General features: G+C 59.6%; 13 protein-coding genes and 1 pseudogene. 13 read left to right on the forward strand and 1 reads right to left on the reverse strand.

Annotated features, from left to right (window positions below; genetic code table 11):
- Positions 1-77: 77 nt before the first annotated feature.
- Positions 78-245 (reverse strand): annotated as a pseudogene (locus tag GGD46_RS21580) (HU family DNA-binding protein); the annotation flags it as partial.
- A gap of 407 nt (positions 246-652) precedes the next feature.
- On the opposite strand from GGD46_RS21580, the gene GGD46_RS21585 reads away from it, so the two are divergent.
- The 13 genes from GGD46_RS21585 (at position 653) to cysW (ending at position 14,478) form a co-directional block, all read left to right on the forward strand.
- Complete coding sequence (locus GGD46_RS21585) at positions 653-874, forward strand: hypothetical protein (RefSeq protein ID WP_184707721.1); 222 nt, start codon at positions 653-655, stop codon at positions 872-874.
- A gap of 188 nt (positions 875-1,062) precedes the next feature.
- Positions 1,063-2,070 carry a Tim44 domain-containing protein gene (locus tag GGD46_RS21590; RefSeq protein ID WP_184707723.1) on the forward strand — a complete coding sequence of 336 codons (1,008 nt, stop codon included), beginning with the start codon at positions 1,063-1,065 and terminating at the stop codon, positions 2,068-2,070.
- Between the two features lie 729 nt (positions 2,071-2,799).
- The gene (kdpF, locus tag GGD46_RS21595) at positions 2,800-2,889 is read left to right on the forward strand and encodes a K(+)-transporting ATPase subunit F (protein WP_184707725.1); all 90 of its coding nucleotides are present in this window, start codon (positions 2,800-2,802) and stop codon (positions 2,887-2,889) included.
- 27 nt (positions 2,890-2,916) lie between these two features.
- Positions 2,917-4,620 carry a potassium-transporting ATPase subunit KdpA gene (gene kdpA, locus GGD46_RS21600; RefSeq protein WP_184707727.1) on the forward strand — a complete coding sequence of 568 codons (1,704 nt, stop codon included), beginning with the start codon at positions 2,917-2,919 and terminating at the stop codon, positions 4,618-4,620.
- 12 nt (positions 4,621-4,632) lie between these two features.
- Positions 4,633-4,794, forward strand: a complete 162-nt coding sequence (locus tag GGD46_RS21605) for a hypothetical protein (RefSeq protein WP_184707729.1) — start codon at positions 4,633-4,635, stop codon at positions 4,792-4,794.
- A gap of 48 nt (positions 4,795-4,842) precedes the next feature.
- Positions 4,843-6,930 carry a potassium-transporting ATPase subunit KdpB gene (kdpB, locus tag GGD46_RS21610; RefSeq protein WP_184707731.1) on the forward strand — a complete coding sequence of 696 codons (2,088 nt, stop codon included), beginning with the start codon at positions 4,843-4,845 and terminating at the stop codon, positions 6,928-6,930.
- An 11-nt stretch (positions 6,931-6,941) separates the two neighbouring features.
- On the forward strand, positions 6,942-7,547 hold the full coding sequence (locus tag GGD46_RS21615; RefSeq protein WP_184707734.1) for a K(+)-transporting ATPase subunit C: 606 nt from the start codon (positions 6,942-6,944) through the stop codon (positions 7,545-7,547).
- 59 nt (positions 7,548-7,606) lie between these two features.
- Complete coding sequence (locus GGD46_RS21620; protein WP_184707736.1) at positions 7,607-10,318, forward strand: sensor histidine kinase KdpD; 2,712 nt, start codon at positions 7,607-7,609, stop codon at positions 10,316-10,318.
- Positions 10,315-11,007, forward strand: a complete 693-nt coding sequence (locus GGD46_RS21625) for a response regulator transcription factor (RefSeq protein WP_184707738.1) — start codon at positions 10,315-10,317, stop codon at positions 11,005-11,007. Before GGD46_RS21620 ends, GGD46_RS21625 begins: the two co-directional genes overlap by 4 nt.
- A gap of 101 nt (positions 11,008-11,108) precedes the next feature.
- Positions 11,109-11,552, forward strand: coding sequence for a PTS sugar transporter subunit IIA (locus GGD46_RS21630; protein WP_184707740.1), 444 nt, complete (start codon positions 11,109-11,111; stop codon positions 11,550-11,552).
- A 171-nt stretch (positions 11,553-11,723) separates the two neighbouring features.
- Complete coding sequence (locus GGD46_RS21635) at positions 11,724-12,752, forward strand: sulfate ABC transporter substrate-binding protein (RefSeq protein WP_184707742.1); 1,029 nt, start codon at positions 11,724-11,726, stop codon at positions 12,750-12,752.
- 6 nt (positions 12,753-12,758) lie between these two features.
- Positions 12,759-13,616: a sulfate ABC transporter permease subunit CysT gene (gene cysT / locus GGD46_RS21640; RefSeq protein WP_184707744.1), complete on the forward strand. Its 858-nt coding sequence runs from the start codon at positions 12,759-12,761 to the stop codon at positions 13,614-13,616.
- The gene (gene cysW, locus GGD46_RS21645; protein ID WP_184707746.1) at positions 13,606-14,478 is read left to right on the forward strand and encodes a sulfate ABC transporter permease subunit CysW; all 873 of its coding nucleotides are present in this window, start codon (positions 13,606-13,608) and stop codon (positions 14,476-14,478) included. The genes cysT and cysW overlap by 11 nt, the downstream gene beginning before the upstream one ends.
- Positions 14,479-14,482: the final 4 nt, after the last annotated feature.

Here is a 14,482-nt window from a genome sequence, read left to right on the forward strand (position 1 = left end):
GTAGGCTACTGATGACGGAACATCAGGTTTGTCCCGGAATATAAATCCCGTACAAACAATTACTTAGGCGACTTTCACGTCGCACTCACCTTGAACTTGCCGAAACCCGGAATGGAGGTCTCTGCGCCGGAAGTAGCTGCTCCGATAATAGATGCAAAGACGGCTTCGACGATTGCCTTGCCCTGAGCCTTGGTCAGCTTGTGATCAGCGGCAATCTTGTCTGCGATTTCATTGGTGGTGGTCATGATGCTTCCCCGCATTGGTTACGGAGGAATCATTTCCATTGCAGCCGTTCATTGTCACGAGGCCTGTTGATCTTTAGGGGCTCGAAAGGGCGTATTTCCACAATTTCCAGCGTCCGCAAGGCTTGCCACGGCCTTCTGCCGTTCCAATTTCGGGAAATTGTCAGTTTTCGTCGCCCAGGCGGGAGGGCGCAGTTTCCCTCGCGGTTCTACCCTCTCAAGCCGGTTTAGGGCGATCTGCCGTCCTGACGGGTCGCGCTTGTTGACCGATCGGCTTGCCATGATACCCCTTATCCCAAAAGGAAAGGCTAGGTCATCAGCAGCGCGACGGCGCCATCATACTGGCCTTGCTCCACATGAGTGTGTAGAGGCTGATTGCAGCGAGTGAACACAAAGGAACAGGACTGATCATGGAAGAGGCGATGAAGATCGACAATCGTGGCGACTTCGGTCTGTGGGCCATCGAGGTCGCAAAGCAGATCGTCAGCGGCGAGGGCTTCGAGTTGGCCAGGGCAGCACGTGACGGCACGGATGATGATGTCCGCGCGGCTGGCAACGCACTTGGACAGGCAATCACCAACGCGCTGATGGAAGTGTATGACGGATTGCTCGAAGGCGCCGAGGAAAACTAGGCGGATTGCCGGTCGGCGCCAGCACGGGATGCCTCGATATTTTCGGGGCTTTCGCGGCAAAATCCGCCGAGCTTTCCGGCTCAAAACGCGCTGCGGTTTGAAATTTGACGGCACACCAACTTACAATCGCAGTTCGGCATCCCCATATGGTGGCTGAATTCCATTTTCGCTCAATCAGAGGAGAGCCAATGCTGAGTGCAGTTCCCCGTTTTGCCAAGATCGCAGCCATCGTCCTGCTCGCTACAGCTTCCACTGTGGCGACCTTCGATGTTGCCGACGCACGCCGTGCCGGCTCGGGCGGGTTCGGCAGCCGCGGAACGCGGACGTTTGACGCGCCCGCCACAACGCGAACGGCTCCGACACAGGCCGCTCCGATCGATCGGACGATGACAACCAGACCTCAGCAGCCCGCCGCGCAGCAACCGGTCGGCGTGCCGCAGCGTCCCGGCTTCTTCGGCGGATTTGGCGGATCGATGATCGGTGGCCTGCTCGCCGGTGGCCTGCTCGGTATGATGCTCGGCCATGGTTTCGGCGGCGGCTTTGGCTTCCTTGGCATGTTGCTGCAGATCGGTCTGATCATCGCCGCCGTCAGCTTTGCCATGCGCTTCTTCGCAAACCGCCAGCGCACGCAATATGCGGCACCGGGAACGGGTTCGCCCTATAATGTGAACGCGATGAACAATGCCGGCACCTCGCCGCGTCCGTCCTTCTCCATTCCGACGATCGGTGGCGGTGCGATGGCCGGCGCTGCTCAGAAAGCCCGGCAGGCCGAGGACGAAATCGGATTGCAACAGGCCGATCTCGATCGCTTCGAGCGGCTTTTGACCGAAGTCCAGTCTGCCTACGGCAAGGAAGACTACGCGACCCTGCGCCGGCTGACTACGCCGGAGGCAATGTCCTACCTTGCGGAAGAATTGGGCGAGAATGCCACCAATGGCGTACGCAACAGTGTAACCGACGTTCGCCTGCTGCAGGGTGATATCGCCGAAGCGTGGCGCGAGGACAATGCCGAATACGCGACGCTCGCGATGCGCTATTCCAGCATCGACGCCATGCTCGATCGTACGACGGGCAAGCTCGTCGACGGCGACGATCACAAGCCATCGGAAACGGTTGAGCTCTGGACCTTCGTGCGCAAGCCCGGTTCGGACTGGACGCTTTCGGCCATCCAGGGCACGGATGCTGCGCACGCTTAAACTGGCTGCCTGGAATTGATTTGCGCCCGCCCTTGCAAGCTTTGAGGGCGGGCGCCACTGTCTCAGCGGGTTTTTCGCTGACACGCTCATCGGTCTTTCTTTTTTAGAGCGTCATTTTTTTCGGCTAGCTCCACCGTCTGGGAGCCCGGAGCATCCTTGTCAGGCGAATGCACGGCGGCCACTTTCCGCGCGTAGATCCTCCCCGCATTCCTCCATTCAAGCTCTTGAAGCGCTCAATTATCCTGTCGTCACCTTCGTCGCGCTGGGAACGCCGATATGCGGCTTTTCCTTTGGACGTGATCCAGATCGCCCAATCCAGTGAAGATCGCTTCGCTGAGCGCGCCTTTCCGTGCAGTTCGCCGCGGCGCTTTTCGCGCCGAGGTCCTTAAGTGCAGGCCAGGTTATAAAGACGCGGTCGCCAGCCCGAATGACCGGAGCTGGCATTTATAAGATTTTTATATCTTTGCTTTGGCGCCCGTCTCGAACCTTAATGCCATTCGGCCGCATATTGTCGATGGAAGATGCACGCGAAGTGTTCTTCTCCCTTGGCAGAAAGAAAAGAAGCGCTGTTCATCTGCGGTGCTCCCCATCGCTTCTGCAGTCAACAATAACAATCAAGGATTCGCGATCGATGATGGACATTTTTCTTGTCGGGATCGGCGTTTTATTTTTTCTCCTCTGTGTCGCTTACACCAAGGCCTGCGACAGCCTCTAGTCGGAGGGACGACAATGCTTCTCGATTACATTCTCGGTGGCGGCGTGACGCTCTTTCTCACCGCCTATCTGGTCTATGCTCTCATTCGCCCCGAGCGCTTCTAACAGCGCTGGATAGGGAAAGTTACTTCCATGACCCTCAACGGATGGCTCCAGATCCTGATTTTCATCGGGATCCTCCTTCTGCTCGTCAAACCGCTTGGCGGTTACATGACACGTGTGTTTACCGGCGAGCGCACACTCCTTTCTTATGTCCTCGGTCCTGTGGAGCGAGGACTTTACCGCTTGGCCGGCACGGACGAACGTGAAGACCAGCATTGGACGACCTACTCGGTTTCGCTGCTCCTGTTCAGCCTTGCAGGCTTCATCGTTCTCTATGCGCTGCAGCGACTGCAGGCCGGCTTGCCGTACAATCCGGCGGGCATGACTGCGGTCGGTCCTGAACTGTCCTTCAACACCGCTACGAGCTTCGTCACCAATACCAACTGGCAGAACTACGGCGGCGAAAGCACGATGTCCTACCTCGTGCAGATGGCAGGTCTGACCGTGCAGAACTTCGTGTCCGCAGCAACCGGCATTGCCATCGCCATTGCGTTGATCCGCGCATTCGCGCGTGCCTCGGGCAAGGCGATCGGCAACTTCTGGGTCGATATGACCCGTGCGACGCTCTATGTGCTGCTGCCCATCTGCATCGTGCTGACGCTGGTATACGTCTATCTCGGCGTTCCGCAGACGCTTGGCCCCTATGTGAACGCGACGACCCTCGAAGGCGCTCAGCAAACGATCGCCGTTGGTCCCGTCGCATCGCAGCTTGCCATCAAGATGCTGGGCACCAATGGCGGCGGCTTCTTCAACGCCAACTCGGCGCATCCGTTCGAAAATCCGGACGCAATCTCCAACCTCATCCAGATGCTGTCGATCTTCGCGATCGGCGCGGCGTTGACCAACGTCTTCGGTCGAATGGTCGGCAGCCAGCGTCAGGGCTGGGCGATCCTGGCTGCAATGTGCACTCTCTTCATTGCAGGCGTTATCATCACCTATTGGGCTGAAGCTGCCGGCAACCCGCTGGTCCATGCGCTCGGCATCCAGGGCGGCAACATGGAAGGCAAGGAAGTTCGCTTCGGCATTGTCGCCTCCTCGCTGTTCGCCGTCATCACTACGGCTGCGTCCTGCGGTGCGGTCAACGGCATGCTCGACAGCTTCACCGCTATCGGTGGCCTGATCCCGCTCATCAACCTGCAGCTTGGCGAAGTTATCATCGGTGGCGTCGGCGCCGGCTTCTACGGCATCGTGATGTTCATCATCATCGCCATCTTCGTTGCAGGGCTGATGGTCGGCCGTACGCCGGAATATCTCGGCAAGAAGATCGAAGCCAAAGAAGTGAAGATGGCGATGCTCGCCGTGCTTTGCCTGCCCTTCGGCATGCTGATCTTCACTGCCATTTCTGCCGTGCTGCCTTCGGCAGTGGCTTCCGTCGGCAATGCCGGTCCGCACGGTTTCTCTGAAATCCTCTATGCCTACAGCTCTGCTGCGGCAAACAATGGTTCGGCCTTTGGCGGTCTTTCGGGCAACACGCCTTGGTTCAACATCACGCTCGGCCTCGTCATGCTGATCGGCCGCTTCCTGGTCATCGTTCCGGCACTTGCCATTGCCGGTTCGCTGATCACCAAGAAGACGGTTCCCGCCTCGGCCGGCACCTTCCCGACCGACGGACCGCTCTTTGTCGGCCTGCTCGTCGGCACGATCCTGATCGTCGGTGGTCTGACCTTCTTCCCGGCGCTTGCGCTTGGACCGATCGTCGAACACCTCGCGATGATCACCGGTCAGGCCTTCTAAGGAACGACGGCCATGAGCCAACCGCTTCTGAGCAAGCTTAGAAAAGCGATCGATCCACGCCCCTCCGACAGGGGGCGTGGTCCGACCGGAACGACCTGCGCATCCGATGCCATCCTCCTGGCGATGATCGCTCTGTTCCTCGGTCTAGTCGTTTTCGGATTTCTTATCGGCTGATCGGCAGCGTTCCGATCTGACCTTTTCCTCTTCACGCTGGAGCCTCTTATGAGCCAGTTAAAATCAGCGAGTATTCTGGATTCTCGCATCCTCGTTCCGGCGATCGGCGCTTCCTTCAAGAAGTTGAACCCGCGCACGCTTGCCAAGAACCCCGTCATGTTCGTGGTCGCCGTCGTTTCGATGCTGACGACCATCCTCTTCCTGCGCGACCTCATCACCGGCGGCGGTAATCTCGGCTTTTCACTGCAGATCAATATCTGGCTGTGGTTCACGGTATTGTTCGCCAATTTCGCCGAGGCCGTTGCCGAAGGCCGCGGCAAGGCGCAGGCGGACTCACTGCGCAAGTCGCGCACCGAAACCCAGGCGAAGCTGCTTGTCGGTAATAGCCGTACCGACTACAAGATGGTGCCCGGCACCAGCCTGAAGGTCGGCGACGTCGCGCTGGTCGAAGCCGGGGACATCATCCCCTCGGACGGCGAGGTCATCGAAGGCGTCGCTTCCGTCAACGAAGCCGCAATCACGGGCGAATCCGCGCCTGTCATCCGAGAATCGGGTGGTGACCGCTCGGCCGTAACGGGCGGTACGCAGGTCCTGTCGGATGAGATCCGCGTGCGCATCACTGCCGCCGCTGGCTCGACCTTCATCGACCGTATGATCGCGCTGGTGGAAGGTGCCGAGCGTCAGAAGACGCCGAACGAGATCGCGCTCAACATCCTGCTGGCCGGCATGACGCTGATCTTCGTACTTGCTACAGTCACCATCCCGAGCTTTGCCGCCTATGCTGGCGGTTCGATCCAGACCGTCGTGCTTGTCGCCCTATTCGTGACGCTGATCCCGACCACCATCGGTGCATTGCTGTCGGCGATCGGTATTGCCGGTATGGACCGTCTGGTCCGCTTCAATGTGCTTGCCATGTCCGGTCGCGCCGTCGAGGCCGCTGGCGACGTCGACACCTTGCTGCTCGACAAGACCGGCACGATCACCCTCGGCAATCGCCAGGCAACGGCTTTCCGCCCGGTTCGAGGCGTCAGCGAGCAGGATCTGGCCGATGCAGCGCAGCTTGCCTCGCTTGCCGACGAAACGCCTGAGGGACGCTCGATCGTCGTGCTTGCCAAGGAGAAATATGCCATCCGTGGCCGCGACATGACGAGCCTGAAGGCGACTTTCGTTCCCTTTACCGCCCAGACCCGCATGAGCGGTGTCGACCTTGATGGCTCGTCGATCCGCAAGGGGGCAGTCGATGCCGTGCTCGCCTATGTCGATGGCGCCGCCAATAGCGGCACCGACGGTACGGCGGTCATGTCGCGCACCTCGAGCGAAATGCTGCGTGAACTGCAGGGAATCGCCGACGAGATTGCCAAGGCAGGCGGCACGCCGCTCGCCGTTGCTCGCGACGGCCGTCTGCTTGGCGTCATTCACCTCAAGGACATCATTAAGGGCGGTATCCGCGAGCGTTTTGCCGAGCTGCGCCGCATGGGTATCCGCACGGTCATGATCACGGGCGACAATCCGCTGACCGCCGCAGCCATTGCAGCGGAAGCCGGCGTCGACGACTTCCTTGCTCAGGCGACCCCGGAAATGAAGCTGGCGCTGATGCGCGAGGAGCAGTCCAAGGGCAAGCTCGTCGCCATGTGCGGCGACGGCACCAACGATGCTCCGGCACTTGCCCAGGCCGATGTCGGCGTGGCCATGAACACGGGTACCGTTGCCGCCCGCGAGGCCGGTAACATGGTCGACCTCGACAGCGACCCGACGAAGCTGATCGAGATCGTCGAAATCGGCAAGCAGTTGCTGATGACCCGCGGCGCGTTGACCACCTTCTCGATCGCCAACGACATCGCGAAATACTTCGCCATCATTCCCGCGATGTTCATTGCCTTCTATCCGCAGCTGAAGATGCTGAACATCATGGGGCTTGCGACGCCGCAGAGTGCCATTCTCTCGGCCATCATCTTCAATGCTCTGATCATCGTTGCGCTGATCCCGCTGTCGCTGAAGGGCGTCCGCTATCGTCCGATCGGTGCCGGCGCGTTGCTGAGCCGCAACCTGCTGATTTACGGCCTCGGCGGCATCATCGTTCCCTTCATCGGCATCAAGGCCATTGATCTGGCGATCAACGCCATCGGCCTCGCCTAAGGAGTTCCCTCATGTTGAAACAAATCAGACCCGCCATCGTCATGGTCGTTGCTACGACCGTCCTGACCGGCCTTGCTTATCCGCTCGCCATGACAGGTGCCGCCCAAGCTCTCTTCCCCCATCAGGCCAATGGCAGCCTGGTGGAAAAGGATGGCAAGGTCGTAGGCTCCAGCCTCATCGGCCAGAACTTCGCTACCGATGGGTATTTCCATGGCCGCCCTTCGGCCACGACTGGCACCGACCCGAATGATGCGACCAAGACGATTTCGGCGCCCTACAATGCGGCGAATTCGGGTGGCTCCAATCTCGGTCCGACCAATTCGAGCTTGATAACCCGCATCAAGGGTGATGCCGCGACGCTGCAGGCACAGAATCCCAACCTGCCGGTTCCGATGGATATGGTGACGACTTCCGGCAGTGGCCTTGACCCGGATATCTCGCCTGACGCGGCCTATTTCCAGATCCCGCGTGTGGCCAAGGCGCGCAACATGGATGAGGCCAAGCTCAAGGCGATTGTCGATGCCGCCGTCGAATCCCGGGAGTTCGGCGTCCTGGGTGAGCCGGTCGTCAACGTGCTGGCATTGAACCAAGCCCTCGATGCTTCTATGAAACAGTAAGTTGAGTAGGTTGAGACGGTTTGCGCCGTCTCAACCTCGTCATGAAAGACGTCCCACCGATGGCAGATGACAGCCGCGACATGACAAGCAGGCCTTCGCCTGACGCGCTTTTGGAAAAAGCAAAGGCCGAGGCACGCGGACGGCTGAAAATCTTTCTGGGCGCAGCGCCCGGCGTCGGTAAAACCTATGAAATGCTGCTTTCCGGCAGGGCAAAGATTACCGATGGCGTAGACGTGGTCGTCGGTGTGGTCGAGACCCACGGCCGGCGCGAAACGCAGGCTCTGCTAGACGGTTTCGAAATCATCCCGCGCGTCGAGGTCGACTACAAGGGCAGGGCGCTCGAGGAGATGGATCTCGACGCCATCCTGAGACGCCGGCCCGGATTGGTGCTGGTCGACGAACTCGCGCACACGAATGCGCATGGCAGCCGCCATCCCAAGCGCTATCTCGATGTCAAAGAGCTCCTGGAGCGCGGCATCGATGTTTATACGACGCTGAATATCCAGCATGTCGAAAGCCTGAACGACGTCGTATCGCAGATCACGCGTATCCGCGTCAGGGAAACGGTGCCCGATTCGATCATCGATCTTGCCGATGACGTCGAGATTATTGATCTGACGCCGGACGACCTCATCAAGCGCCTGCATGATGGCAAGGTCTATGTGTCGAAGACCGCCGAGCGGGCGCTGACCAACTATTTCACGCCGGGCAATCTGACGGCGCTGCGCGAATTGGCGCTGAGGCGCACGGCGCAGCGCGTCGACGATCAGCTTTTGACGCATATGCAGGCCCATGCCATTTCCGGGCCTTGGGCCGCGGGCGAGCGCGTGCTGGTCTCCATCGACCATCACCCACGCTCCGCCTCGCTGGTGCGTTATGCCGCGCGCATGGCGTCACGTCTGCGCGCGCCCTGGGCCGCCGTCTATGTCGAGACCAATCGCTCGATCAGCCTCACGGAAGCGCAGCGCGATACGATCGCTGCAACACTGAGGCTCGCCGAGCAGCTCGGCGGCGAGGCCATAACCCTTCCGGGCCGCGAGGTGGCGGAGGAACTGCTTCGCCATTCGGCCAGCAACAACGTGACCCATATCGTCATCGGCTCGCCGAAGATCGGGTCGTGGCGCGACTGGTCGCGGCGTTCGGTTTCCTACGATCTCATCCGCAAGGCCGGCGACATCAGCGTGCATGTCATTTCCGGCAGCGAGGTCGATGGACCGGCGGCCAATCGTGGTGTCAAAGTCGCGCCTTCGCCGTCTCCTTTCCAGTTGCGCGGCTATGCTCTGGCAACGCTGTATGTCGCCATCGCGCTGGGCTTCTGCGTCATCCTCGATCAGGTTCTGGACGTGCGCAATCTGGCGCTGGTTTTCCTGATGGCGGTCCTTGCCAGCGCCGTGACACAGGGTCTGCGCCCGGCGCTCTATTCCTGTATTCTTGGTGCTCTTGCCTTCAATTTTTTCTTCCTGACGCCGCGCTACACGCTGACGATCAGTGATCCGGAAAGCGTGCTGGCTTTCTTCTTCTTCCTCGGCGTCGCGATTATCGCCAGTAACCTGACGGCAACGGTGCAGCGGCAGGCCTTTGCCGCGCGTCAGCGTGCTCGAACAACCGAAGACCTCTATCTGTTTTCCAAGAAGCTCGCCGGCACCGGCACGCTCGATGATGTCTTGTGGGCAACTGCCTTCCAACTCGCCTCGATGTTGAAGCTGCGCGTCGTTCTGCTTTTGCCGGAGTACGGCACGATCGCCGTCAGGGCCGGCTATCCGCCTGACGATACGCTCGATGATGCCGATATCGCCGCGGCGCGCTGGGCCTGGGAGCACAATCATGCCGCCGGTCGCGGTGCCGATACCCTGCCGGGTGCCAAGCGCCTGTACGTGCCCCTGCGCACTGGCCGCACCGCCGTCGGCGTTATCGGTCTCGACAGCGACCGCCGCGAAGGCCCGCTTCTGACGCCGGAGCAGCAGCGGCTTCTCGACGCTCTTGCAGATCAAGCGGCGCTCGCCATCGAGCGCGTGCAATTGGTGGCGGATGTCGACCGAGCCAAGCTGGCCGTCGAGGCGGACCGGTTGCGCTCGGCGCTGCTGACCTCCATTTCCCATGACCTGAAGACGCCGCTCGCAGCAATCATGGGGGCTGCGGGCACACTGCGGGACTATCTGGAAACGCTGCCGCATGAGGATCGTGTCGATCTTCTGTCGACGGTTATCGATGAATCCGAACGGCTCAACCGTTTCATTGTCAACCTGCTCGACATGACCAAGATCGAGTCCGGTGCGATGGAGCCGAATTATGCGTTGCATTATGGCGGTGATATTGTCGGCAGTGCGCTGCGGCGCGCCGAAAAAATCCTCAACCGCCACCGCGCTGAGGTGCAAATTCCCGTCGACCTGCCAATGGTGAAGGTCGATCCGGTCCTTTTCGAGCAGGTTCTGTTCAATCTGCTCGACAATGCCGCCAAATATGCCCCGGATTGTTCGGCCATTCGCCTCGAAGCCTGGGCCGATATCGACAATATCGTGTTCCGCGTCATGGATGAGGGGCCCGGTATCCCGCCCGCCGATCTCGAGCGCGTTTTCGACACGTTCTACCGTGTGCGCAAGGGAGACCAGGTGAGGGCGGGCACGGGGCTTGGCCTTTCCATCTGCCGCGGCTTTGTCGAAGCTATGGGCGGCACGATTGCTGCCGGTAACCGAACGGATCGCCAAGGGGCGGTCTTTACCATCCGCATGCCAAGACCAAACGATGTCCCGAAGCTGGATGAATTGAAATGAACACGACTGCCGTCAAGATTCTCGTCGTCGATGACGAGCCGCCGATCCGCAAACTGCTGCGTGTCGGCCTCGGTGCCCAGGGCTACGTTGTCAACGAGGCCCAGAATGCCGCCACCGCCCGGGCTTCGGTCAACGAGGATCGGCCCGATCTGGTCGTTCTCGATCTCGGGCTGCCAGACAAATCCGGGCAGGATCTTTTGATCGAATGGCGTGAAGACGGGGTGCAGATACCAGTTGTTATCTTGTCGAGCCGCACCGATGAGGCCGGTATCGTCAAGGCCCTGGAAAGCGGCGCGGACGACTATATTACCAAGCCATTTGGCGTCAACGAGCTTGCGGCGCGCATTCGCGTTGCCTTGCGTCACCGCCTGCAGCAGCAGGGGGAAAAGGCGATTTTCCAGACCGGCGGTCTTTCGATCGATCTCGTCAAGCGTATCGTCAAGGTCGATGGCAGCGAGATCAAGCTGTCGCCGAAGGAGTATGACATCCTGCGCGTGCTCGCTCAGCATGCCGGCAAGGTGCTGACCCACCAATTCCTGCTGAAGCAGATCTGGGGGCCGGCGGCGGATGTGCAATATCTGCGGGTCTATGTCCGCCAGCTCCGGCAGAAGATCGAGCAGGTGCCCGATCAGCCTCACTACATCACCACCGAAACCGGCGTTGGCTATCGTCTTCGCGAACCGGAATGAGATGACGGGTTTTGGATGCTGGTCGAGCAAGGCCCGTGCTCGACCAACATCCGCGAAACTTGCGCATCATTCATCGATTTGTCCGACCCGTAAGAGCGACCATGGACCTCTCCACCATCATCCTGCCCGAGCATGTCTTCATCGGAGTGGCTGCGCCGACAAAATGGCGGGCTTTGCAGACGCTGTCCTCGAAAGCCGCGACCTGTTTCGGCCTGGACGGCGCTGCCGTATTGCGGGCGCTCGAGACGCGCGAAAAGCTCGGGACGACCGGAATAGGCAATGGCGTCGCGGTTCCGCATTCCGCGATTGCGGGCATGACGCGGCCTCGCGGTCTTCTGGCCCGTTTCGCTCAACCAGTGGATTTCGAGGCCATCGACGATATCCCGACTGAATGGGCCTTCGTGCTGCTTTTCGGGGAGGGCGGCCGCAGCGAATATCTAAACGTGCTGGCCGCGATCGCAAGACGATTGAGGATGGACGGTGTGCAGGCGCAGATGAAGCAGGCAAAGAGCGCCGACGAGCTCTATTCCATCTTTCAGGTTTGAGGCCGCCATCGGCTATCGTGATTGCGATAATGTGCCCGCGCCGGAATGCGATTTCATTTTCTTTGATTCTATGGGATGTTGTTCTCCGAAGTTCCTGAAAACGGGAACGGTCTTCGTTACTTTATACGACCAAGTTGATAGGGTTTAGGGGCAAACGAAGGGGGTTCATCCATGCAGACGATAAGGCTTTCCCGGCTTCTCGCCACAGCAGTTCTGATCGGCAGTTTTTCGATTGCGGCCGTTGCGCCGACATGGGCGGCGGATAAGACGCTTCTGAATGTTTCCTACGATCCGACGCGCGAGCTGTACAAGGATTTCAACGCCGTCTTCGCAGCAAAGTGGAAAAAGGACACCGGCGAGACCGTCAACATCAAGGCGTCTCATGGCGGTTCCGGCGCTCAGGCCCGCTCGGTCATCGATGGTCTTGACGCCGATGTCGTGACCCTGGCGCTCGAAGGCGATATCAATGCGATCGCCAAAGCGACCAATAAGATTCCCGCCGACTGGAAGAGTAAATTCCCGAACAATTCTGTTCCTTACACCTCGACCATCGTCTTCCTAGTCCGCAAGGGTAATCCGAAGGGCATCAAGGACTGGCCGGATCTGGTCAAGGACGGTGTAGAAGTCATCACGCCTAACCCGAAGACGTCGGGCGGTGCCCGCTGGAACATTCTGGCGGCATGGGCCTGGGCCAAGCAGGCCAATGGTGGCGACGATGCCAAGGCGCAGGACTACGTGTCCAAGCTTCTGAAACATGTCCCGGTTCTCGATGCCGGCGCGCGCGGCGCAACGACGACCTTTGTGCAGCGCGGCCTCGGCGATGTGCTGCTCGCCTGGGAAAACGAAGCCTATCTGTCGCTCGACGAACTTGGCCCCGATAAATTCGAGATCGTGACCCCATCCGTTTCCATCCGCGCCGATCCTCCCGTCGCCGTCGTCGATGGCAATGTCGACAAGAAGGGCACACGTAAGATCGCGGAAGCTTATTTGAACTATCTCTACTCGGACGAAGGTCAGAAGATCGCCGCCAAGCACTATTACCGGCCGACCAAGCCGGAAGCGGCCGATCCTAAGGATATCGCACGTTTCCCGGCTTTGAAGCTGGCGACGATTGACGATTTCGGTGGATGGAGCCAAGCTCAGCCGAAGTTCTTCGACGACGGTGGTGTCTTCGATCAGATCTACAAGCCGGGGCAATAAGACTGAATGCATTCCATAACCCGCAAACGGTGGCGGTTTCGGCAGCCGAGTGTCATTCCGGGCTTCGGATTGGCGCTCGGCGTTACCTTGGCTTGGCTCATCTTCATCGTTCTCATTCCGTTGTCGGGATTGCTGTGGAAAAGCAGCGCTCTCGGCTGGTCGAAGTTTTGGGCACTGGCTCTTGATGTCCGCACGCTTTATGCGCTGCGAATGAGCTTTGGTGGCGCTTTCGTCGCTGCGCTCGTCAACGCTGTGCTTGGTCTCATCCTGGCCTGGGTGCTGGTGCGCTACCGCTTTCCCGGCAAGCGCATTCTCGACGCCATGGTCGATTTGCCCTTTGCCCTGCCGACGGCAGTCGCCGGTATCGCACTGACGACGCTCTATGCGCCGAATGGCTGGATCGGCCAGTTTCTGACGCCACTCGGCATAAGGATCGCTTTCACGCCGATCGGTATCATCATCGCGCTGATTTTCGTTGGACTGCCTTTCGTGGTGCGAACGGCACAGCCCGTCATGGAGGAAATCGACCGCGAAGTGGAGGAGGCTGCTGCGACCCTGGGTGCAAGCCGTTTCCAGACGATTACGCGCGTTCTGCTGCCGGGGCTTGCGCCTGCCGCGCTCACTGGTTTTGCGCTTGCCTTTGCGCGTGCCGCCGGCGAGTACGGATCAGTCATCTTCATTGCCGGCAACAAGCCCTATGTCTCGGAGATCGCTCCGCTGCTGATCGTCATCCGCCTCGAGGAGTACAATTATGCGGCGGCAACGGCGATCGCGACGTTGATGCTGCTCATTTCCTTCACCATGCTACTCGTCATCAACCTCATTCAGTCCTGGAGCAGAAGGAGGTACGGCTATGGCGCATGATCTTTCTGGCATTTCCACGGTAGAACATTCCGTCATCACCGAAAGCCGGGTCGCACGCATCGTTTTCGTGCTGATTTCGCTCATTTTTCTGACGCTTATGGTGCTTTTGCCCCTGGCGGCAGTATTCGTCGAAGCCTTTCGCAAGGGCATTGGGACCTTCTTCGAAGCTCTGGTCGACGAGGAGACTTTTGCTGCCATCCGGCTGACTTTGATCGTTGCCGGCATCAGCGTGCCGTTGAACTTGGTCTGTGGTGTTGCAGCCGCCTGGGTGATCGCCAAATTCGAGTTCAAGGGCAAGGCTTTCCTCACGACCCTGATCGATCTGCCGTTCTCCGTCTCTCCCGTCATTTCCGGCCTGGTGTTCGTGCTGCTTTTCAGCTCCAACAGCGTGCTTGGGCCATGGCTGCAAAGCCACGGCTTGCAGGTTCTGTTCGCGGTTCCCGGCCTCGTCCTCGCAACGATGTTCGTGACCTTCCCCTTCGTGGCGCGCGAATTGATCCCTTTAATGCAGGAACAGGGTAGCGCCGACGAAGAGGCCGCCCTCTCGCTCGGCGCCAATGGTTGGCAGACCTTCTGGTATGTCACCCTGCCGAATATCAAATGGGGCCTGCTCTATGGCGTGTTGCTCTGCAATGCCCGTGCCATGGGCGAATTCGGTGCCGTTTCGGTCGTTTCGGGTCACATTCGCGGCGAAACCAACACCATGCCGCTGCAGGTCGAGATCCTCTACAACGAATATAATTTCTCAGGGGCTTTTGCCGTTGCCACGCTTCTGGCCCTGCTTGCCCTTGTCACACTATTGCTGAAGACGCTGCTGGAAATGCGCTATAGCGAAGAGATCGCAGCCAGCAGGCGTCACTGAAGGA

It is taken from the genome of Martinezella lusitana (genome assembly GCF_014207095.1).
GTDB lineage: Bacteria > Pseudomonadota > Alphaproteobacteria > Rhizobiales > Rhizobiaceae > Rhizobium > Rhizobium lusitanum_B.